At 30.7% G+C, this 21,043-nt stretch carries 24 protein-coding genes; 2 read left to right on the top strand and 22 right to left on the bottom strand.

Annotation, left to right across the window (positions count from 1 at the left end; genetic code table 11):
* Positions 1 to 9 precede the first annotated feature (9 nt).
* The 10 genes from KQ51_RS07815 to mutL all read right to left on the bottom strand — a co-directional run bounded on the left by KQ51_RS07815 (position 10) and on the right by mutL (position 11,308).
* On the bottom strand, positions 10 to 1,551 hold the full coding sequence (locus tag KQ51_RS07815; RefSeq protein ID WP_038470973.1) for an FGGY-family carbohydrate kinase: 1,542 nt from the start codon (positions 1,549 to 1,551) through the stop codon (positions 10 to 12).
* Positions 1,552 to 1,734: 183 nt separating this feature from the next.
* Positions 1,735 to 2,562: a hypothetical protein gene (locus tag KQ51_RS07820; RefSeq protein ID WP_038470975.1), complete on the bottom strand. Its 828-nt coding sequence runs from the start codon at positions 2,560 to 2,562 to the stop codon at positions 1,735 to 1,737.
* 31 nt (positions 2,563 to 2,593) lie between these two features.
* Complete coding sequence (locus KQ51_RS07825) at positions 2,594 to 3,037, bottom strand: hypothetical protein (protein WP_038470976.1); 444 nt, start codon at positions 3,035 to 3,037, stop codon at positions 2,594 to 2,596.
* An 83-nt stretch (positions 3,038 to 3,120) separates the two neighbouring features.
* Positions 3,121 to 4,224, bottom strand: a complete 1,104-nt coding sequence (locus KQ51_RS07830; protein ID WP_038470978.1) for an NADH-dependent flavin oxidoreductase — start codon at positions 4,222 to 4,224, stop codon at positions 3,121 to 3,123.
* Between the two features lie 84 nt (positions 4,225 to 4,308).
* A complete protein-coding gene (locus tag KQ51_RS07835; protein ID WP_038470980.1) occupies positions 4,309 to 4,818 on the bottom strand; it encodes an immunoglobulin-like domain-containing protein in 510 nt (169 codons plus the stop codon).
* On the bottom strand, positions 4,815 to 6,911 hold the full coding sequence (locus KQ51_RS09530) for an immunoglobulin-like domain-containing protein (RefSeq protein ID WP_052609365.1): 2,097 nt from the start codon (positions 6,909 to 6,911) through the stop codon (positions 4,815 to 4,817). Before KQ51_RS09530 ends, KQ51_RS07835 begins: the two co-directional genes overlap by 4 nt.
* A 57-nt stretch (positions 6,912 to 6,968) precedes the next feature.
* Positions 6,969 to 7,409 carry a PH domain-containing protein gene (locus KQ51_RS07845; protein WP_038470982.1) on the bottom strand — a complete coding sequence of 147 codons (441 nt, stop codon included), beginning with the start codon at positions 7,407 to 7,409 and terminating at the stop codon, positions 6,969 to 6,971.
* Between the two features lie 4 nt (positions 7,410 to 7,413).
* The gene (locus tag KQ51_RS07850) at positions 7,414 to 8,574 is read right to left on the bottom strand and encodes a lysophospholipid acyltransferase family protein (RefSeq protein WP_038470984.1); all 1,161 of its coding nucleotides are present in this window, start codon (positions 8,572 to 8,574) and stop codon (positions 7,414 to 7,416) included.
* Positions 8,575 to 8,585: 11 nt separating this feature from the next.
* Entirely contained in the window at positions 8,586 to 9,470 is an 885-nt protein-coding gene (gene miaA, locus KQ51_RS07855) for a tRNA (adenosine(37)-N6)-dimethylallyltransferase MiaA (protein ID WP_038470986.1), read from the bottom strand.
* Positions 9,470 to 11,308 carry a DNA mismatch repair endonuclease MutL gene (mutL, locus tag KQ51_RS07860; RefSeq protein WP_038470988.1) on the bottom strand — a complete coding sequence of 613 codons (1,839 nt, stop codon included), beginning with the start codon at positions 11,306 to 11,308 and terminating at the stop codon, positions 9,470 to 9,472. Before mutL ends, miaA begins: the two co-directional genes overlap by 1 nt.
* A gap of 132 nt (positions 11,309 to 11,440) precedes the next feature.
* On the opposite strand from mutL, the gene KQ51_RS07865 reads away from it, so the two are divergent.
* Together KQ51_RS07865 and KQ51_RS07870 are read left to right on the top strand one after the other, a co-directional pair.
* On the top strand, positions 11,441 to 12,037 hold the full coding sequence (locus KQ51_RS07865; RefSeq protein WP_038470990.1) for a hypothetical protein: 597 nt from the start codon (positions 11,441 to 11,443) through the stop codon (positions 12,035 to 12,037).
* 117 nt (positions 12,038 to 12,154) lie between these two features.
* Positions 12,155 to 13,018: a DUF3137 domain-containing protein gene (locus KQ51_RS07870; protein WP_038470992.1), complete on the top strand. Its 864-nt coding sequence runs from the start codon at positions 12,155 to 12,157 to the stop codon at positions 13,016 to 13,018.
* A 26-nt stretch (positions 13,019 to 13,044) separates the two neighbouring features.
* On the opposite strand, the gene KQ51_RS07875 is transcribed toward KQ51_RS07870, so the two are convergent.
* From KQ51_RS07875 to KQ51_RS07920, 12 genes are all read right to left on the bottom strand, one after another.
* Complete coding sequence (locus KQ51_RS07875) at positions 13,045 to 13,542, bottom strand: GNAT family N-acetyltransferase (protein WP_038470994.1); 498 nt, start codon at positions 13,540 to 13,542, stop codon at positions 13,045 to 13,047.
* 58 nt (positions 13,543 to 13,600) lie between these two features.
* On the bottom strand, positions 13,601 to 14,026 hold the full coding sequence (gene msrB / locus KQ51_RS07880; protein ID WP_038470996.1) for a peptide-methionine (R)-S-oxide reductase MsrB: 426 nt from the start codon (positions 14,024 to 14,026) through the stop codon (positions 13,601 to 13,603).
* Positions 14,027 to 14,085: 59 nt separating this feature from the next.
* Positions 14,086 to 15,570 (bottom strand): M81 family metallopeptidase, encoded by a 1,485-nt coding sequence (locus tag KQ51_RS07885; protein ID WP_038470998.1) that lies wholly within the window; start codon positions 15,568 to 15,570, stop codon positions 14,086 to 14,088.
* A 128-nt stretch (positions 15,571 to 15,698) separates the two neighbouring features.
* A complete protein-coding gene (locus KQ51_RS09770; protein WP_158497957.1) occupies positions 15,699 to 15,854 on the bottom strand; it encodes a hypothetical protein in 156 nt (51 codons plus the stop codon).
* 124 nt (positions 15,855 to 15,978) lie between these two features.
* Positions 15,979 to 16,128 carry a hypothetical protein gene (locus KQ51_RS09775; RefSeq protein ID WP_158497958.1) on the bottom strand — a complete coding sequence of 50 codons (150 nt, stop codon included), beginning with the start codon at positions 16,126 to 16,128 and terminating at the stop codon, positions 15,979 to 15,981.
* Positions 16,128 to 16,961, bottom strand: coding sequence for an aldose 1-epimerase family protein (locus tag KQ51_RS07890; RefSeq protein WP_038470999.1), 834 nt, complete (start codon positions 16,959 to 16,961; stop codon positions 16,128 to 16,130). Before KQ51_RS07890 ends, KQ51_RS09775 begins: the two co-directional genes overlap by 1 nt.
* 272 nt (positions 16,962 to 17,233) lie before the next feature.
* Positions 17,234 to 17,539, bottom strand: coding sequence for a DUF4326 domain-containing protein (locus tag KQ51_RS07895; RefSeq protein ID WP_052609367.1), 306 nt, complete (start codon positions 17,537 to 17,539; stop codon positions 17,234 to 17,236).
* A gap of 710 nt (positions 17,540 to 18,249) precedes the next feature.
* Positions 18,250 to 18,447 carry a hypothetical protein gene (locus KQ51_RS07900; protein ID WP_038471001.1) on the bottom strand — a complete coding sequence of 66 codons (198 nt, stop codon included), beginning with the start codon at positions 18,445 to 18,447 and terminating at the stop codon, positions 18,250 to 18,252.
* A 147-nt stretch (positions 18,448 to 18,594) separates the two neighbouring features.
* Positions 18,595 to 19,191, bottom strand: a complete 597-nt coding sequence (locus tag KQ51_RS07905) for a hypothetical protein (RefSeq protein ID WP_038471003.1) — start codon at positions 19,189 to 19,191, stop codon at positions 18,595 to 18,597.
* Positions 19,192 to 19,402: 211 nt separating this feature from the next.
* Entirely contained in the window at positions 19,403 to 19,918 is a 516-nt protein-coding gene (locus tag KQ51_RS07910) for a helix-turn-helix domain-containing protein (protein ID WP_052609369.1), read from the bottom strand.
* Between the two features lie 217 nt (positions 19,919 to 20,135).
* Complete coding sequence (locus KQ51_RS07915; RefSeq protein WP_038471005.1) at positions 20,136 to 20,462, bottom strand: hypothetical protein; 327 nt, start codon at positions 20,460 to 20,462, stop codon at positions 20,136 to 20,138.
* A 99-nt stretch (positions 20,463 to 20,561) separates the two neighbouring features.
* Positions 20,562 to 21,032, bottom strand: coding sequence for a hypothetical protein (locus KQ51_RS07920; protein ID WP_038471007.1), 471 nt, complete (start codon positions 21,030 to 21,032; stop codon positions 20,562 to 20,564).
* Positions 21,033 to 21,043 lie beyond the last annotated feature (11 nt).

Raw genomic sequence — 21,043 nt, forward strand, 5'->3', positions numbered from 1 at the left:
TTTCACCCTCTAGTTTCTTAAGTCCATCATCTTATCATATACTGGTTGTAATCTTTGATAAGTAAGTTTGTAGATTTCTTTATATAGTGTTTCATATTTTTTCGCAATTTCTTTATTTGGATAATATGTTTTTGTTTCCTGAACCATATGTTCAGCAGCTTCTTTTACATCGTTATATTCACCAAGATGAATATAACCAATCATTGAAGCTCCTAAACCTGTTGTTTCGTGTGTTTGAACAACATATACTTCTTTATTCAATATATCAGCAATTAATTGACTAAGGATTATGCTTTTAGAACCACCACCAGATAAACCAACTTTTTTGATTTTCACTTTGGTTTTCTTTTCAATCGCTAAGATTCCTTCTTTAATTGAATATCCTAATCCTTCAACTAATGCACGGTACATATGGATTCTTGTATGAACATCATTTAAGCCAATCAATGTTCCGGTAGCTGCTGGATGACGTGGATCACTCATCCAGAATGTTTGCATTAGCAATCCATCCGAACCTGGAGGTACTAGGTTTAGTTTTTCATTTAGAACTTTCTCAATACTTACGTTTTTATCTTTAGATTCTTTTTTCTCTAATTCAGCAAATTCATCAACGAACCAGCTAATTAACCAGAATCCTCTAGTAATTCCTAATTCAGGATTGTACTTACCTTCTATAGCTGCTGGGTAAACTGTTCCATACTTATATAAAGGCATAAAAGTATCTGTCGTTGTTTGAACTGTAACCATTGAAGCGAGTGAAACACTTACTGTTGATTCATCGAAACAACCGATACCAATTGTTTCACAAGCTTTATCAGCACCTGATGCTATAACAGGAATACCTGCAGGTAAATTTAATAATTTGGCACTTTCATTTGTTAAATCACCGATTTTTTCACCAGGTTGAACTAATTCAAATAAATGTTCCTTCTTAACAGAGAATATTTTACCTTCAATGTCTTTTGAATTTGCCCAATCAAGTCTTTTATTAGAAAAAGGTATATACCCCGGAGCTGAAGTAATACAATCACGGAATAAACCTGTAAGCTTGAAATTAAGATAAGTTGATAAGAATAATAACTTATGTACTTTTTTGTATATTTCCGGTTCATTTTCTTGAACCCAGTGATATGGACATTTACGATTGTAACCATCTAACATGTCCCATACTTTAGCTAACTTATAAAGTCTTTTTTGCATATTGCCAATATTCACATTATTTTTTGTTTTTCTTTGATCCATCCAACTAATAGCATTTTTAAGTGGCTTCCCATCTTTATCCACAAAAACACTAACACTTCTTTGTGAAGCAATCGTGATTGCTACTACATTCTTCATTACTTCTGGTTTATTTTCCCAAAATTGTTTTACAGACTTAACAAAACTATCCCAAAAAATGTCTGCATTCATTTCAACAAAACCATCACCATTTGTTTCGTATTTAGGATACTTAACCTGTTCAATTCCTAGTAATTTCCCTTTTTTGTCAAAGATAACACTTCTAACACTCTGCGTGCCACAATCAAGAACTAATACATTTCCTTTACCCACAATTTACCTCCTGTAATTATATTGTATAGACGTTCGAACGTCTGTATGTCCTATACTCATTCTATATACTAAACTAGTAGATGTCAATACTTCATAGGAATTATTTGTAAATGCTTACAATTTAGCAATAAAAAGTAAAAAAAAAGTAAGTAAACACGGATGTGTTACTAACTTTTAATTTAACTATTTTTTTACTACAATATAGATATAATACATCCAGGGAATTAACCCAACATGTAACACATCATTAGCTGAGAACCATATTGAGTAATCATCATATAATAGTTCACCTAAACCACTATAGAAATACGCAAAATATAGTATATTTATTAACAACATAATTAACCAAACGTTGATTAATCCTTTGTCAGTTTCATTTTTACTACGTTTATTCCCCTTAACATTAATAACCATAAAGGAAATGAAGTATGGTAAGAAGAATAGCAAGAACCATTCATAGGTAATTAACAACTGGATTTCAAAGACTATTCCTAATACAAGTGAAATTGTATATCCAATAAACCCAATGAATATGATTTTTGTATAAAGGTTTAACTTATCAACACAAATTGATTTCTTAGCTACTGCATAACCCATCAAAGTGATACTTAGTGCGGTAACATATAAATAACTAAGTTCAAACCAACTAGTAAACAAACATAATTCTTGGTTATCGCATTTTAACATATAACCTAAACCTTGATAACTTGTTCCTGCTAAAACGGTTCCTATCCCCCAGAGAATAAGCGAGATACCCCAGTACTTCTTATATGATTCTTCTAACTTTGTTAGTTTAATACCAAAGAAGATAGTAATGGCACCTAATAAGTAAACAATAAATGTTGAAGAAGGAACGATAATAATTAAATTCCCAATTTCAACATATGGTTTTGCCGACAGTAACTCCATCGGAGTTATGCTTGGTGATAGTAATATTCCTACAGGAAATGCAATCATCAATAATATAATAAAAATACTTCCAAATATTAATAAATATTTTTGATTCTTCATATAGAAACTCCTCTTAAACCCTATTTTTTGATTAATATGTTTTTCCTAGTTTTTCAGCTTCTTGATCTTTTTTTCTACCAATACTAATTCCTAAAACTAAACCAATTGGTATCCCGACACCAATAAATGCCGGAGAAATAGCAGTAAATCCAGCACCGATAGCAACACCTATTGCAATCCCCATACCGGTATATTGTTCTTCTATTTGGCCTTTATAAGTATAATCATATACAGTTTTTACATTATTTCTTAAGACATTAAGTGATTTTAAATATGCTTTTGGTTTAACTTCTTCATTACTGCTTAACTCTCGTAGTAATTCATATGTAGTTTTAATTAATTGATCGATATCTTGATCAGATTTTTCCTCTAATTTTTTACACAATCTACTAAATAGATCAGTCTGTAGTTTCTTTTGCTTCTTTTCATCAAAATTATGTGATATTGATTCAATTGTTGAACTGTAATTATTCATGTTTTATTCCTCTCTTAGTTACTAAGTTATAGTTATTATACCACATTATATATACATTTAGAAAAAGCAGGGTAAACCCTGCTTTATTTGGCTGTATAACCTCTTTTTTTAATACCTTCCCACGATTTGATTCTGTTGTATAGTTGTGGTGGTAAAAGTGATGCTTTTGATATTTCTTTACTAGGTATTTCATTATTCATTAGTTTCTGAACAACATCTTTGTCAGCAATCGCAATCATTCCAAGAGCTACTAAATCATAACCAAGACTTAGAGCTTCATCAACATCTTCGTTTGATTCAATACTTCCCGCCCCGATTAAAGGAACACGTTTATTGATTACTTTAACTAGTTTTGTAACGATTGGTTCTAAATCATAAGTATTTCTTACTGATGTTTGTTTGTAGTTACTTAGTGAAACATGTAAGTAATCAATATCTTTAGAAGCTAATTCATCAATCAATAAAACTGTATGATTTAGGGTTATCCCTGGTGTTTCTAATTCTTCTGGTGAGAATCTATAACCAACAATAAATTCTTTTTCGTTTAGTTCCTTTTTTAACGCTAAGATTCTATCAACTAGTTTTAACGGAAATGTTAGTCTTTTCTCTAAACTTCCCCCAAACTCATCAGTTCTTTTATTACTATGAGGACTAAAGAATTGTTGGACTAAATATGTATTAGCTCCGTGGATTTCAACACCATCAAAACCAGCTTTAATAGCTAATCTAGTTGCATTACAAAATTCATCAATCACATCATAGACTTCACTAGTCTTTAACGCTCTAGGTTGAACAGTATAATCTCTTTTAGCTTTAACAGCTGAAGCGGAAACGATATCTTGGTTCGGATATAAATCTGGTTGATTCATTCTTCCCCCGTGATGGATTTGTAAGATAGCTAGTGCTCCTTCTTTTTTAATTGAAGTGGCTAATCTTTTCATCGATTCTAAGTATCTTCCATCTCTTATCGAGATTTGGTTAGTAAATGCTTGAGCATTTTTACTTACTGCAGTTGCAGCAGTAATAACCATACCTATATTTTTACTTCTTGAATTATAATATATCTCTTCTTCATTAGATAAAGTTAAGTCATCATTACTTGAATAAGTTGTCATTGGTGCTAAAGCAATTTTATTCCTTACTTTTTTTCCATGAGGAAAGGTAAACTCCTTAAATATTTTGTTCATGTAAATCACCTCATATTTATTATAGCATTTAGTGACTATTTAGAAGAAATATAAGCAATAAAAAAATCCTTTTTCAAGGATTTTTTAACTTATTACATTTACAACTCTTGATATGATTAACTGATTACCATCCATATCGATAATTGTATAATTTATTGTGTATATTCCTCGAAATGAAGTATTAACATTACTTGTAACAGAAACAATAAAGTCTAATTCATTAGAATCATTAAAGACTAAACCTTTATCAATATGAAAACTATTAAGTTTCACAGTATCTAGTCCTGGTTTTAATTCAATGTTAAAGTTAGGTGCTTCTAAAACTTTAACAACTCTTTTACAAACGTATGTTGTGTCCTTATAAGTATAGTTGTATGTAAGAGTTTGATCACCAATTAATGTATTATCAAAAGCTCCTGATAATTCCATTTGGAAATCTTCTTCATTGATTGTGATTGAACAACCACTGTCAACCCATGTTTCATTTTCAGAAATGATATCATTCCCGGCATTTAAAGTCATTGTATATTCAACGGTTGAGTCACATGCTGCTAAAGTTAAGATAAGGAGAATTGATAATAGTAATTTTTTCATATTTTTCTCCTTCTTTCTTCAGGTAAGATCGCGACTGTGTCAGTGTATTTACTGATGATAAAAACATATCTTCTAAAAGTATAAGTCACTTCATCAATTGTTGTTTCTAATAATATTTCATAAGTACCTGGTTGGTTATTGAGTATATCACTCATATTTGTGATCTCTAGCGTTTCATCATTATAAGTACAAACAGGATAAGTAATTGGTTCTCCTGTTGTATAAGTTGTTTTAGTGTCATTACAAGTAAAATCTACTTTCGTATATGAATTGTCAACGACATTGACAATTCTTTTAGCTCTGATGTAGTTTCCAGATTCATCGATTACTTTATAATAAACTTCATAGTTACCAACTGTTTGATTATCTAATTCTGAAGTAATTTCAATTGTTAGATCAGTATCATAGTTATCACTAACAAATACTCCAGCATCTATCCAAGTTTCACCGATATTAATTGTATCAACGCCAGCGTTGATATTAGCACTTGGTTTTGTTGTATCTACAACGCTTACTGTTCTTGTTTTGGTTTCGATAAGAACACCTTCATCGTCTCTCAATGTATAAGTAATTATATAATCACCTAAAGTATAAATATCAACAGTTCCTTCAACAGTTACATTATCCTGAAAATCAGGATCAGTAACTGTGAAACCTGGTTCATAGAAATATGTTTCATATTCTAAAGTCATTTGTGGTGTTCCGTTTAATTTGATTTCGGGGATATCTTGTGCTTGAAAGAATACAGTAAAAGTTATATAACCATCATGTTCAACAATGTTAGTTATTTTTAACTCAATTTCATCTCCGGCACTATCAAATAATAAAATGTCAGTTCCGACACCAATTTCATCATATAAATTATCATCAGATAACGCTGCAATATACGGTTCACCGTCAACGTCAGAATAAGGATCTTCTAGAGCGAACTCGATTGGGAAAGTTGTATCTTCCATATCAGGTCGATAGACCCATACTTCTTCTACAGCTTCATTATTACTGTAGTAACCTCCAGTGTTCCCTTCATCAAAGAAGTCTTCATCTACCTTATAAACGATTAACCCTGAATCAGGCAAAGTAGATTCATATTGTCCTACAAGATCACGGTATTCAAGATAGATATATTCATGCGAATACCCAAGAGGTATTCGGTAAATATTATCCGGTGAATCTTGGAGTGGATAAAGGGTATATTCTCCTGAAGTTGTAATCTCAGTTACCTCAGGAATCCAGTCCCCGTACATATATTTCATATACCCAAGCATATGCGAAGGTACTGTACCTATAGTTGCCATTAGTCCCCATTCACCGATAGGATCTATCCAATCGAAATCATTGTAGTGATATAAATCAGGAGCACTAATTAAATGAAATGTTTCATGTGCTAAAACAGCGACATCTACTTGATAACCATAACTAGTATCATATCCTAATAATTCAAATGTATAATCCCAAACATTTTTACCGTTTATAGTCGGGGCATCTTCACTATAACCTGAATATGAATAATCATAGTATGTATAAAGATTCCATTTATGGGGCCATAATAGATTGTTCCAACCATTATCGTCACCACTTATCATAAATGTAATCGAATCAATATCACCATCATTGTTGACGTCTAAATCAATCGTGTCATCGATAAAGTTATTCTCTTCAACCCAGTCGACAGCATTTTTAAGTAATGTGTGTTCTCTAAATTCAGCTTCGTCTTTATTCTGAAAACCATTTGTGTTTTCAGATTCATCATACGGTTGATAATAAGAACGAGGATTAGCATCAACAAAATAAACAATTTCAGTATGAGTAAACACACTGTCAATTGTTAATACATCATAAGATACTTCTAAAAAGTAATCTCGTAAACTTATCGTATCTACACCATTGAACATATCATAGTAATAATCATAATCATATGGTGCGGTATAAGTTGTCTCGTCACTAAACTTAATAAAAATAACGACATTTGTAAACGCATCAAATTGGTTAATTGGAGTATATGATGAGTATTCAACATTGTCGGCATTAACTTCGGTGTTTGATACAAACAGAGAAGCTAATATTAAAGCTAATAAAATAAACCCTTTTTTCATAGTTTCACCTCTTATATGTAATTTCCTAGTTGTTGTATATATTTTTAATCAAATCTTCTATTCTTTCCATAATGAATCTTCATCATGATCTACTTCTAAATGTCTACAATTGTGTTTTAGATTTGTATAGAAATCATCACGATTAACCGGGCTTATATAAGTTGTCCCTTTTAGTTTCCCTTTATTATGTTCTAAAATCTCAATTCTTTCACTACTCATCGCAGCACTACTAAGAAAGTTTTTACACTTTCTAATTGATTTTATGTTTTCATATTTTATTCTAAATTTGAAAAAGTAGAATTTAATAATTAGTTCTTGTTCTGCTAGTTCATATGAAGCACTAAATAATGGTAGGATAAAGACTGCCATTAAAAATGTACTTAAAGCTAAAATCCACATTTCTTCTGCAGGTGCAAAGAAGTACATTGGGACAAACATTAAAATACATCCCCATAATAAGATTCTTATCCATAAATCAGTTTTAATTTTATATTTCATCAAATCACTCCTTATAGCTTCCGTTTAAGTATTTACACATTTCATATAAGACAAACTGATGTCTTATATCAGTAAAGTTATAAGTTATCTCTTCATAATCAAAACTGAAGCTATGTCTCATTGTGTTTACTGGGTACTTAATTTTTGATAGTAAGAATGTTACTTCTTTTTCATCATTTGTTAATGTTAAAACTTTATCTTTATAACTCACAAGGTATTTACCTAGTGACTTATTCTTCAGTTTTTTAGTATCGACAATATTTAAGGTAACATCAAATGAGAATTCACTATTAACAGCATCTTCAATATGTTTATACATTTCATGGGTATAATCGACTAAGTTATCGTGGGTATTTCCTTCAATAAATTCGTATTCATTGATTGTTCCAATCACACCACAGGTAGTACATATGATATCATGTCCTTTACCGTAAACTGTTAAGATTCCTCCGCATTTATTGCAGCGATAGACAAGTCTTTCAATCCCTTCAGCACGGCTCTCTCTTTCAAAATCAATCATTTTTTCTCTTTGGAAATCATAGTCGTTGTTATAAATACCTTTTTCAACAATATCATTAACTTCTTCTTCTGATAATGTTTCTAAATCCTCTTTTTTAATGAGAAGTTTAGTTTCGGTATATACGACACCTTTCTTACTAAAGAAATCAGCCCAACGTGGTTGCGAAACATAACCACCTTGTTGTTTAATTAAGATAACATCAACTTTAGCTCTTTTTAAGAGTTTCCCTGTTGATTTATAGATATCTAAAGTTTCACCGTAAAAGGTGTTATCACCTTCCGGGAATAAACCAACAGCATAACCTTGTTTTAAAGAATTAAAGATTCTTTTAGTTGCACTATAGTCCATTTTACCAACACGTTTTTTAATTGCTCGTGCTAGATGGGTCATACCAATCTTTTTCGCAAAATCAAGAAAGGCAATTTCTGTTGCGACAAATCTAATATACTTTCTAACATTGTTCATTACGACAAAGCTATCCCAAGTATTAAAATGATTAGATATTAGGATGAATGGTTCACGGTCTTTTTTTATAATTTCACCTTCGTGAAAAACATCTATCTCTCTTTTCATTAAGAAGATAACTATTGGTCTTATAAGAAAAATAACGAAATCACTAAATACATCACGGGGATGTCTTTTCATATGAGGTACCTCTATTCTTCGAGAATTTTTACTGCCTCTTTGATTGTGTTATCAAAGTCAAATAAATCTACTTCTAACCAGTTTATGTCAAACTGGTTATTAAAGAATGTGAATTGTTTTTTAGCTAAGTTACGACTTTTTTGTTTGATTTTATCGATTGCTTCGTCAAGCGTTACTTTCTTATCAAAGTAACTATATAATTCTTTATAACCAATGGCACTAACACTGTTTCCATTAATACCTTTATCATATAAAGTCTTAACTTCTTTGATTAAACCTTTTTTAATCATCTTATCAACTCGTTTATTAATTCTTTGATAGAGTAATTCTCTTTCTAAGGTTAAACCAATAATTTTAAAGTCATACATCTTTTCATCTTTAGAAGTGTTTTCAGAAACTTTATTAGAATCACTTCTCGAGATTGCCTGAAGAACTCTTTTACGATTATTAGGATGAATATTTTTAGAAGCTTTGAAGTCTTTTTCTTCTAATATCTTATGAACTTCTTCGTTAGATAATTCTTGATATTTTAATTCTAAAGTATTATCTCTTTTCGTATCTTCAAAATTATAATTATATAAAACACTTTTAATATATAATCCTGTCCCACCAACAATTAGTGGTATTTTATGATTATCTTCAAGTTCTTTAATCTTTCCTCTAACAAGCTTTTGGAATAAAGCAACACTAAAGTCCTCTGTAGGCTCTAAAATATCTATCAAGTGATGAGGGATACCCTTCATCTCTTTTTCTGATATTTTAGCGCTACCTATACTTAATTCCTTATAAACTTGAACACTATCCCCACTAATTATTTCGGTATTAAAATGTTCTGCTAAGGCAATTGATAGTTTAGTTTTACCAATTCCTGTCGGTCCGACGATAACGTATATCATTACATTATCCTTTTAAACAGTTTTTCAATTTCTGTTTGGGTAAATTTAATAATTACAGGTCTGCCGTGAGGGCAAGTATATGGGTTTACTGTTTTTTCTAAATCAGCAAGTAGTTTTTCAATTTCATTTTTATTAATGAATTTGTTAGCTTTTATACTGTGTTTACAAGATAGGCTTTTTGCGAGTGAATCTCTGATTTCACCAATTGTGACATCTTTACCTTCTAAAACATATCTAACAATTTCTTCAGTATAGATTCTTTCAAATGTTTCAGGGAACCATGTTGGTACTTTTAAGATATCAACACCCATATAATCATTTACGATCAGTTCTAACCCAAGAGGTTTAAACACTTCTAGATTATCTTCTAGAGCTAACACTTCTTGATTAGATAAATTTAAAGTGATTGGAATAAGTAATTCTGTAGAAATCACTTCAACAGTACTCATACGGTTGTAGTAATTCTCATATCTTACTCGTTCAGCAGCAGCGTGCTGATCGACAAGATATAGGCCTTCTTCATTCTGGGCAATTAAGTATGTCCCGAGATATTGTCCGATATATTCTAACCTTGGTAAACTAGGTCTTTTTATTTCTTTTACTTCTAATTTTTCTTCAACAAGTTTCTCTTCAATAACTAGTTCATTGTGAATATCTTTCTCTTTTTTCTTTTCAACTAGATTGTTGATATAGTTTACAAAATCTTCTTTTACAAGACTTGGTTGTTTGTCTTTTGATTTAAATTTAAGATCCTCATATTTATATGTTTTTTCTGTCTTATCTTCTTGTCGTAAATCTAATGATTCATTTACAAATACTTGTTTAGGTGCTTCTTCTTTAATCTCTGGGATTAGAGATAAAGTTTTTAATGTATCATTGATAGTTGTTTTAATTAACGATAACAACATTCTTTCTTCTGTGAACTTAACTTCTAATTTTTGTGGATGAACATTTACATCTATTAGAAGGGGATCTAAAGTAATATTTAGAAATACGATTGGATATTTACCAATTGGTAAATATGTTCTAAAACCTTCAGTTACTGCGTTGATTACTTTATTGTTTTTAATCATACGGTTATTAGCAATAACGGTGATATGTGTTCTTGAAGAACGAGAGAAGATTGGTTTTGTTAGATAACCATTGATTTCAAAGTATTGGTTCTTATTTTCAAACTTAACCATATTCTTGATGATATCAATATTGTATATATTAGATAGTACTTTTAAGTATTCAGAACTACCATTAGATTTAAATAGTTGTTTATTATTATTTGATAAAGTAAAACTAATCTCTGGATGAGAAAGAGCTATTTTGTTGATGTAATCAACGATATAGCTTAATTCAGTATTAGTTGCTTTTAAATGTTTTAAACGAGCTGGGGTATTATAAAATAAGTATCTAACAGCAATACTTGTTCCTTTTCTTGGAGCATATTCTCCGCTTTCTTTTAATTCACCTTTTAGGTAAAAGATACGGTGGCCAAGTTCACCTTCGCTACTAATAATTTCTAAATGGGAAACACTAGCAATACTTGGTAAAGCTTCTCCTCTAAAACCTAAACTATTGATATGGAATAAATCATTAGCGGTTTTGATTTTAGAAGTGGCATGTCTTTTGACAGCCATTTTCATATCTTCTAAACTCATACCGTCACCGTCATCAACAATTTTAATTTCGTTTAGACCATATTCTTGTAGTTCAATGCGAATGTTTGCACTATTCGCATCAATTGAGTTTTCTACTAGTTCTTTTACGACACTAGCCATATTTTCAACAACTTCACCAGCAGCGATTAAATTGCTTAAGTTATCATCTAATTGTATAATCTTTCCCATCGTAATACCTTCTTTCTCTAGATATAATTATATAATATATTTATTTATTAATCTATATGAATGTCAAATAAACATAAGATATTCACATTTTTTTGCTAGAATATAATTAGAGGACCATATGGAGGTGTTTTTGTGGATATCTTAGTCATCATTTTAGTTGCTATTGGTTTTAGTGTTTGGACGATTCGTCCACTATATAATTTCTTTGCGAAGAATAAGTATATTTTATTAGATCAAAAGAAATATACTGTAGTAAATCAAGTTAAAGCAGGATTACCTGCTGTAGCGTTTTATTTACTTCTTTTAGGTTTTGTTTTAGTTCCCGCTAGAGTTAATGAGATAATCAACTCTGGGACAACATTGGCTATTGTTATTTTAGAGGTTATTTTAATCTTTGTTTTAACAAGGATTGATAAGTATCAAACTAAGTATGAAGTCACTGCAAATGAAATCACATTTAGGAAGAAACTAATATCTTGGAAAACAAGATATACTGTTAATTATAAAAAGACTTGGTTTTTAGTACTTCACAAACCACGATTTATTATAAAATCTAATGTCACTAAGATAACTATTCCTGTTTTATCTAAGAACATTAGTAAGTTTGTAGATGAACTCTACAAACACGATCACATGAATGGTGATTTAGTTAATGAGATAATTGAAAATGCTCGGTTATACTATATTAAGAACCCAAAATTACAGAAGCAACTAAATAAAACTGTATAATTATTTAAAATCAAATCCCCTTTTATTGTATAATTGTGGTATAACCATAATTGAAGGGGCTTTTTTTATGGCTATTATCAAAAAAGAGAGAAACAAGAATAAAAGAGGTGAACTGTTATGGAAGAGATGAACAAAAGAAAAGAGAAATGGGATTTTTATAGAAGCGTTGGTTGGGTATTAACTGTTGTTGGTGGTATTGCAGCTTATGGTGGAGGAAAAGGCGGAGCTTTTGGTGTCGCCATTGTTGGGATAATTATGTTTGTTCCGGGAGCGATAATCCTTTACTACAGTAAAAAGAAAGTAAGAGAAATAAGCAATGAGTTTAAAACAACATATGTTAAGAAGGAAATTGAGAAAAGAATACCAAATTCAATATTTAGAATTAATGAGGGAATTAGTTCTGATGTTGTATCTTCTTCTCATCTAGTTAAATTACATGATAGATACACTACAGAAGATTTACTTATAGGTAAAATTGAAAATGTCGATTTTAGATGTGCAGATGTTCACGTTGTCGATATCCAAAGTAGTGGAAAAAGCACTAGAAGGGTAACGACCTTTCAAGGAAGATTTTATGAGTTTGAATTCTATAAGCAATTCAAATCTAATGTATTCCTCCTTCAACCTGGACAATACAGACCATTCTCATCGTTTACGAAAGTTAAATTGGAATCTATGAAGTTTAATTCTGAGTTCAAGGTATATACTGATAACGAACATGATGTCTTTTACTTATTAACTCCTCACTTGATGGAGAAATTACTTGTTCTTGATAGAAAGTACCAAGATAAAATCGGTTTTTCTTTTAGGAATAGTAAACTGTATATTGCGATCGACAATAGAATTGATACATTTGATGTTATGCATATGGGTGATATTACTCAAAAACATATAAATGATGCAATTAAGGAAATAGAAAACATTATGGAATTTGTTGAGTTTTTGAGTCTAACAAGTACCTTGTTTATTGAAAATGAATAATAAAAAAAACACCGGATGGTGTTTTTTTATTTGTTGTAGTCTTCTTCTAGTAATCCATAAACATAGATATCAATATACTCACTACCAATGAAGTGAGCTTTTCTTTTAATACCTTCATTAATAAATCCTAGTTTTGTCATGATTTTATGAGAAGGAACGTTTATTTCATAAACTTCTCCTTCGATTCGTTTAATACCTCTTCTAAATAAACCTTCTAGATAGATTCTTAAAGCTTCTTCAGCATAACCATGTCCTCGTTCTTCACCAAGGGCAAATCGTAACCAGACCATTTCTTTTGTTTCATCCATATAATCGATTCTTATATAACCGATTGGTTGGTCGTCAAGAAGAATCATTTTGTATTCACTAAATTCTGTTTCTAGTGTTTTTTCAATGTCATCTTGTTGAGCTGAAATAGTTGTTTCATAGTCTGGACCTAGAGCCATTTGTTGAAGATATGAGTCATTTTTCCACTGATAAATAATAATCGAATCTTCTGTAGTTACATCACGTAATGTAATCATAAAATCACCTCTTATAATTTATTTAGATACAACCTATCTGTATGTTTATTTTATCATACTATTTAAAGAGAGCCAAGTATTCACTATAACCTCTTTGTTCTAACTCTGATAATGGAACGAATTCAAGACTAGCTCCATTTATACAGTATCTTAAACTACCATTAGGTCCATCAGGAAAAACATGTCCTAGATGAGAGTCAGCATCTTTACTTCTTATCTCAGTTCTAATCATACCATGTGTTTTATCTTTAATTTCTTTTACTACCTCTTCTTTTACTGGTCTCGTAAAAGAAGGCCACCCACAATGAGCATCAAATTTATCATTTGATGAGAAGAGGACTTCTTTAGAGACGATATCAATATAAATACCTTCTCTTGTTTCTTTATCGTATTCACTAGTAAAAGGTCTTTCTGTCGCATTTTCTTGGGTCACTTTATATTGTATATCATTAAGTTTACTTATATTATCTTGATATTTATTCATGTCATCACCTCAGTAATAGTATAATTCATTTCTCCCAGATATACTGCTTGTTTACTTCACTATTTAACAAGTACTGTGATACTTGGGATAAACTCAAACTGATCAAAGGGGTATAAAGGTTTTCTAATATATTTATACTCTATATTTAATAAGTCTTGGTTTACAGCTCCGTTTGATAATGCCATAATCCAATCTTTAGCACCATTGCTTAAATCTGGTTCTAAGTATCCCATTTTCACTACAATTATGTCATACTCAGAGAACTCATTAATCCCAGCAATTCTATACGCATTCAGTGTCCCGTATTGATATCTGTTTTCTGTGACTATAACTTCAATATTATCAATCCCAATAATTGCGCATTTACCAGCTATTCCACCGTTGAAAAATCGTAACACTTTTGCCTTAATCTTTAGTGGTTCAGCAAACTCAGGATCAACATTACCTCCTAATGATAGTTTTACTTCTTCACCTATTTTGTATTTATATACCGAATCAATTACCTTTCTATCAAAAATAGATGAAAACAAAATACGTTTAGTTATATTTTGCGTATTACATATCTCAAGAAATTTACGGAGCATTATGTTTAAGTCACCTGAGCCACCTGCCCCAGGATTATCTCCTGTGTCAGATATAAAATAGGGAGTAATCTCTGATGATAATGCAATTTTAATTGCATCATCAGGAGATGAGGTAGGTCCGACAAATTTAAAATCATCTTTGATTTGCCAAAAATACTCTGATAGCTTTCTAATTTCATTTCTAACAGTTGATTCATCTTTTCCTGTCACTACGATTGAAGCATGACACCTTTCTTGATCTGCCCAAGGAAATCCCATCCATATCGCAGCATCAATAATTCTTTCATTCAAACATACTTCTTCTATTTTTTTATATAAAGTCTTACCTGGTTCTACTTCAGTTGAAGTTTTTTCTCCAGGTAATAATATTGGCATATCAATCTTCGCCTTAACTAATTTATCGTCACTACGATTAAGCACTAGCAGCAGATTCTCAAAAGCTCTTTGCCTTGTTTCATTTGTATCAATGTGCGGGGCAGTTCTATAACATGTCAGTAGATCAGATGCTTTAAAGAGTTTATCAGAAACATTACCGTGTAAATCCATGGTTGTGGAGATTATAACCTCAGGACCAACTATTTCTCTAATTGTATGGGCAAGTTCACCTTCAACATCTATCATCCCTTGGACACTCATCGCCCCATGAACATCAAGTAAAACACCGTGGATTTCTCCTTTAGACATTTCGCTGATTAATAGTGTAGTAAACTCATTTAACCATTCACCATAAAACTCCTTACATACATATCCTCCAGGGATAGCTCTAGCATTAATTAGCGGTACAAGTTCACAATTATATATCTTATTATTAAACCATGGATAAGACTCAAGTAACTCATTACCTTTTTTTATTCTAAAATCACTTCTACTAGAAATATATGAGGTAAATGTTGTTGATTCGATATGTATTCCACCAACAACTATTCGGTATTTCTTAGAACTCTCATTATTCTTAAGCATAACTTGCACCTTCTTGTCATATTATTGATATGTAAAATTACTGTATTTCATTCTAAATTTTACCATATAAAAAGAAGTCAGTAAATGACTTCTAAGTTGTCTAAATATATTGGAGACGTATAATTCATCTATTCTTTATAATCAATTGTGAAAAACCCCCAAAACCCAACTGCAGTTAGAATCATTCCTGGATAGATAATCCATGAACCATCTTTAATAAACCATGCTGATGTGAATATTACTCCACCCAAAAATAAGAATCCATATAAAACTAGTTTTTTCACTTACACCATCTCCTTCTTTACTATTTTACCATATAAAAAGAAGTGAGTATATGACTTCTATATTCTAATGCTGTTGGATAACTAAGACACAAATTCATTTCTCATTTTTAATGTAGTTATAAAATTATAACTTTTGGTATGACGTTAAACTTACTGAATAGATATTAAGGTTTCCCGCTGTATTTATATCTGTGTTCAAAATGTTTTTGTTTACAGTTCCGTCGGATAATGCCATAATCCAACCTTTTGAACTCCAAATAATAACTTCCTTCATTACTTCAACTCTATATAGTATGTAGCGTTGAATATTTCTCCTTTTTGTAATATATTGATTCCTTTTTTTGTTACTAATTGCTTATCATGAAATGAAAAATCTGCAATTCCATGCCATGGTTCTAAACAAATAAATGGTGCATTTTCATTATCTATTAGTTTTGTCCATAGTCCTAAGAATGGAAAGTTATTACAATGTATTGATACTGATTTAGTATCATCTCTTAGTGTAATGTAATCGATGTTATCTACTACTATAGCATCTTTAGTAAATGTGGTGTTATCGATTTCAATACTATCATACTTGATATTAGCTGTTATATCTTGAACATAAGGTGTTCCTTCTAATAGATATTGATTTGTTACTTTGTTGATATCAATATACGATCCGTTTAAGAAGTTAAATGCAGGATGTGCACCGATTTGAAAGTACATCTCTTTATCATTGGTGTTTTCTACTTTCCAAGTAACTACTATTCTATTATCAATTACTTCGTATCCAATAAAGAGGTTAAAAGTAAATGGATATCTTTGTAATGAGGTTTCGTTCTCTCTTAGTAGAAATAATACTTTGTTATCAGATGATTCTAATAATTCAAACTGCATGTCTCTCGCAAACCCGTGTTGAGTCAGTTTATATGTTTTATCTTCGTATATATATTCATCATCTAATAATCTACCAACAATAGGAAAAAGCACTGGACTATTTCGCTTCCAGTATTCTGGATCTCCTTGCCATAAATATTCTATGTCATTATACTGAATGCTTTTTAACTCCGCACCAAAAGCATCAATTTCTACTTCTAAAGTCTTATTCTTAAGTGTTATATTCATCGTCAAATCTCCTTAGTCAAGTTATTATATAATACCATTCTATCACTAAAAAAAGAAACCGATTAAGGTTTCTTTTAACTTAATGATTAATCCTGGTTTCGATTCTACTTTTTTCCATTATCTCATGGCAATGTTGGAGACCTAAAATGCCTATAAACGCTATATATTTAATCAACTTGATTTTAATTATACTAAACGTTTGAATGTATGATTTGATACCAAACATACTATATGTAGTTATTGTATAAAAAAAGAGGTACAGACCTCTTAGATTATTTCATATTCAATATTTTGTCTCTAATTATCTCAGAGTGACAAGACTGTGGTGCACACCAACAAAACAATTCTATATTCCCTAAATCGTCATGAAGTTTCTTAATTCTATTTAGCTCAGCCATGATTTCAGGAGTTTTTGCTTTAATATGATTTTCAATCCATTCTTTGTACTGTAAAATCACTTTGTCTCTTTTTGAATCTTCTTCAAGTATATAAGGATTCCCTAAAACTGTTTCCCTATCCACCCTTACTTGCCAAGTCTCTTTTGGCATTTCAAAATGCATGTTTTTTATTGTTATCATTTTATCCTCCTGTGTTATATTTTACTACAAATAGACACAATGCACAACGGTCACACAAAGCAAAATAGAAAATAATAATAGTAATAAAAAGAAGCCCAAATTGGCTTCTTTACTTTATTTAATGGCAGGGACGGAGAGGATTGAACTCCCGTAAACTGTGTTGGAGACCTAAAATGCATTATTTTGAGTTATCTTTTGTAAGCAAAAGTGGCGCTTTGACTAAATATATTGGATATGAACCAAAGAATAAAACAACAGTAACAAGAAATGGGAAAATTCTAAAAAACGAGAGTAACATAATAAATAATACAAAAAGTATATAGAGAGTTCTCACATTGGTTCTAATCTTGTATTCACTCTTACACACAGAACATATATACATTTCGGAATAGCTACCTTTATGCATACTTCTTAATCTTTTCCAAAAACTTATTGGTTTATATCCGCAAACATTGCACTGAAACATCCTCATGTCATCACCTCTTCTATGATACATTATAGCACAAAATGAACCCTACGAATAAACTAAATATATACGGTCCAAAATACCATTGTGCATCCTTTTTAGGTAAATGAAAAAATAACCAAACATCTTAACAACTTAGTTATCATATGTTTTAATGGCAGGGCGGAAAGGATCGAACTCCCATAGACCCTGTTGGAGACCTATAATGCATCTTCTAACCAAGAAGATACACATAAAAAAAGCCCTAGAGGGCTTTTCGTCTTTTTACATCTACTGCACTTCCGAACAAAAACAAACTTGCAAGAATCATAATAGCCCCAGGCCAAAAAATAATTGTTGCATCACCAAACTGAGGATGCATTATAGTTATAACAACCATCCAAGTGCAAATGCAAATCACACCAGCTAAGAATAGTGTACATCCTATTAATAATTTATTCATAAAATCATCTCCCTCATGTTATTTTACCATATAAAAAGAAGCCAGTAAATGACTTCTATTATTGTGTTATCGGTGTTATAGACCTAAAAATGCATAATAGACATACGAATTTCCTATCATTTCTCAATTAAAAATCACATTTTAGATTTAATTGATGAATAATGGTATACTATCCAAAATTCCATGAATTACTGCAGCATAAGTAAATCCAATAAACCATAGACATGCAATAATTGATACAGTCCAATCCTTAATGGAAAAATTCCCAAAATTCTCAAAAACATGAAATTTACTAGTTCTAGCTATATAAATAACATTCCATAAGAATGCACTATAAATCATCAAAGTTGTTGTATTGCTCATGAGTTTAGATATAAACCAATGTTCGTATGGTACAGAAGTGTAAGTTCCGTGATTAGCCATATAGTATTTCCCTACTTCTAAGCTTCCTGAAATATCAGAATTATGAATAGGTACTCCACCTAAATCGAAATTCATATTTAATGAGTAGATAGAACTCAAGAGAGCAAGTATCGTAAAGAAAATTCTAACGTGCTCTAATATACTTGGATTTTCAATGTAACTCCATTGTCTTAAATAGAAGTAGCGAACACTCAATACTAAAGAAACAATTGTAATGGTAATTGTATAAATCAAGCTGAAAGTATCATTAAACCGAAAGTATATATACCATAACCCAACAATGAGAATAAGATAATGTATTGGTCTTACTTTACTAATCATATGTAATCACCCTTTCCTTCTCAATAATTATAACATAAACAAGAAGCCAATTAATGACATCTTTTCGTGGTCCAAATTACCGTTGTGCATCATTTTAAAGTGAATAAAAAAAACTAAACCTCTAAATGGCTTAGTTATTTTATATTTTAATGGCAGGGCGGAGAGGATTGAACTCCCGTAGACGGTGTTGGAGACCTATAATGCAATTATTTTACTCTTCTTTATCTTGATTATTTCCACTTTTTTCGAATTCTAGTCTTTCTAAATATTTATACTCGTTACTAAAATTATAGCTTTTCACAAAAAATGTTACTGCAATAGCGAATAAAATTCCAAATAAACTAACCAATCCTGCAGCAATAATTCCCATTGGTGGATCGGGAATGCCAATTGATTCTAGGATAATTAAAGGAACTATAAATAATATTGATGCTACTATAGCAAAAATTCTACCATATAAATTGAATTTATCTCTTTTTTGCTTCATTTCTGACATCAAGTTTGTTGAACTATACATTGAATGTGTTTTTCCTAATAATAGCTCATCAATTGATACTCTAAATATCTTTGATAATCCAATTAAATTATAAGCATCTGGTAACACTTCTTGATTTTCCCATTTACTAATTGTTTGACGACTTACATTTAGCAATTCTGCTAAATCTTCTTGACTTAAATTTCTATTTTTACGTAAACTCGAAATCCTATTTCCTGTTTTGGCAATCATCATTGCACCTCCTTATGCTTCTATTGTATATACATTACTGGTACAGCGCTACCAACATATATTAGAATTAGTGTAAATGATTGTTTACATCAATAGTTTACTACAATCAAGTTATATACACAAAGACCTATGTTGAAAATCAATAATATCTAAATATAAAAAGAAGCCAGTAAATGGCTTCAATATATCTAAACGGTGTTGGAGACCTAAAATGCATTTAATCTATACTCTTTTGCTCTTTTACCTGAGATTTTAATAGCAAAGCTGAACCCTTAGCTAAAAGGCCAACCACAATAAAAGGCACAGACACATTCCATGTTATAGTATGAAATCTCCAAGCCTCGTAAGAGATAACAGTATATGTTCCATGACTATTTGCGTAGTATAAACCTACCTCATAATCCTCTATAAGTTCTTGTGCCGAATCTAAATTTGCAGGAACCCCAGGTATTGGGTAAATTGCATTTCTTAGAATAAATCCTAATACAACCAAGACAATACTAACTATGAAAACTATATTCAAAACTCTTTTTAATCTATCCATACTATATCATCTCCATCTTTTATATTTTACCATATAAAAAGAAGCCAGTAAATGACTTCCATATTGTCCTATAGGTGTTGGAGACATAAAATGCATTGTTTAATGTGGTGATACAAAATATGTAACCAATGCTAAATATGGTAGAGCAACTAACGTCAACACGTCTGTTATAATCATCACTAACTTAGTATTTTTAGATTTAAATATGCGATCTATGAGTCTAGCTAAGCTATACAAACATATTAAGAATAATGCATAAAACAATATGAACTCGTATCTTGGATAACTGCCGTAGTATCTGAATAGTCCAAATTGAGAATTAAGAATATAACCTGCAAGAATATTTATAGGTATATACATTATCAATAAAATACTAGGATACAAATATGTCTCGTATCCAACTCTAGAATATTTGACATTCACATAGAAAAATGAACCTACAATGATAATAAAATATAATCCCCATACATAAGGTGCAAAATTCGTTTGAATATCTTCTATCATTAAAATACCTATTAGCAATCCAACAACAAAAGATGCAATTAACAAAATCAAAATATCCTTCTTCATAGCATCAACTC

The organism is Candidatus Izimaplasma bacterium HR1, from assembly GCA_000755705.1.
Classification (GTDB): domain Bacteria; phylum Bacillota_I; class Bacilli_A; order Izemoplasmatales; family Izemoplasmataceae; genus Xianfuyuplasma.

Bases quoted from the DNA above. Each gene is read 5' to 3' on its own strand.
- KQ51_RS07820 (WP_038470975.1), bottom strand. From the start codon at position 2,562: ATGAAGAATCAAAAATATTTATTAATATTTGGAAGTATTTTTATTATA.
- KQ51_RS07825 (WP_038470976.1), bottom strand. From the start codon at position 3,037: ATGAATAATTACAGTTCAACAATTGAATCAATATCACATAATTTTGAT.
- KQ51_RS07830 (WP_038470978.1), bottom strand. From the start codon at position 4,224: ATGAACAAAATATTTAAGGAGTTTACCTTTCCTCATGGAAAAAAAGTA.
- KQ51_RS07835 (WP_038470980.1), bottom strand. From the start codon at position 4,818: ATGAAAAAATTACTATTATCAATTCTCCTTATCTTAACTTTAGCAGCA.
- KQ51_RS09530 (WP_052609365.1), bottom strand. From the start codon at position 6,911: ATGAAAAAAGGGTTTATTTTATTAGCTTTAATATTAGCTTCTCTGTTT.
- KQ51_RS07845 (WP_038470982.1), bottom strand. From the start codon at position 7,409: ATGAAATATAAAATTAAAACTGATTTATGGATAAGAATCTTATTATGG.
- KQ51_RS07850 (WP_038470984.1), bottom strand. From the start codon at position 8,574: ATGAAAAGACATCCCCGTGATGTATTTAGTGATTTCGTTATTTTTCTT.
- miaA (WP_038470986.1), bottom strand. From the start codon at position 9,470: ATGATATACGTTATCGTCGGACCGACAGGAATTGGTAAAACTAAACTA.
- mutL (WP_038470988.1), bottom strand. From the start codon at position 11,308: ATGGGAAAGATTATACAATTAGATGATAACTTAAGCAATTTAATCGCT.
- KQ51_RS07870 (WP_038470992.1), top strand. From the start codon at position 12,155: ATGGAAGAGATGAACAAAAGAAAAGAGAAATGGGATTTTTATAGAAGC.
- KQ51_RS07875 (WP_038470994.1), bottom strand. From the start codon at position 13,542: ATGATTACATTACGTGATGTAACTACAGAAGATTCGATTATTATTTAT.
- msrB (WP_038470996.1), bottom strand. From the start codon at position 14,026: ATGAATAAATATCAAGATAATATAAGTAAACTTAATGATATACAATAT.
- KQ51_RS07885 (WP_038470998.1), bottom strand. From the start codon at position 15,570: ATGCTTAAGAATAATGAGAGTTCTAAGAAATACCGAATAGTTGTTGGT.
- KQ51_RS09775 (WP_158497958.1), bottom strand. From the start codon at position 16,128: ATGAAGGAAGTTATTATTTGGAGTTCAAAAGGTTGGATTATGGCATTA.
- KQ51_RS07890 (WP_038470999.1), bottom strand. From the start codon at position 16,961: ATGAATATAACACTTAAGAATAAGACTTTAGAAGTAGAAATTGATGCT.
- KQ51_RS07895 (WP_052609367.1), bottom strand. From the start codon at position 17,539: ATGATAACAATAAAAAACATGCATTTTGAAATGCCAAAAGAGACTTGG.
- KQ51_RS07900 (WP_038471001.1), bottom strand. From the start codon at position 18,447: ATGAATAAATTATTAATAGGATGTACACTATTCTTAGCTGGTGTGATT.
- KQ51_RS07905 (WP_038471003.1), bottom strand. From the start codon at position 19,191: ATGATTAGTAAAGTAAGACCAATACATTATCTTATTCTCATTGTTGGG.
- KQ51_RS07910 (WP_052609369.1), bottom strand. From the start codon at position 19,918: ATGATTGCCAAAACAGGAAATAGGATTTCGAGTTTACGTAAAAATAGA.
- KQ51_RS07915 (WP_038471005.1), bottom strand. From the start codon at position 20,462: ATGGATAGATTAAAAAGAGTTTTGAATATAGTTTTCATAGTTAGTATT.
- KQ51_RS07920 (WP_038471007.1), bottom strand. From the start codon at position 21,032: ATGAAGAAGGATATTTTGATTTTGTTAATTGCATCTTTTGTTGTTGGA.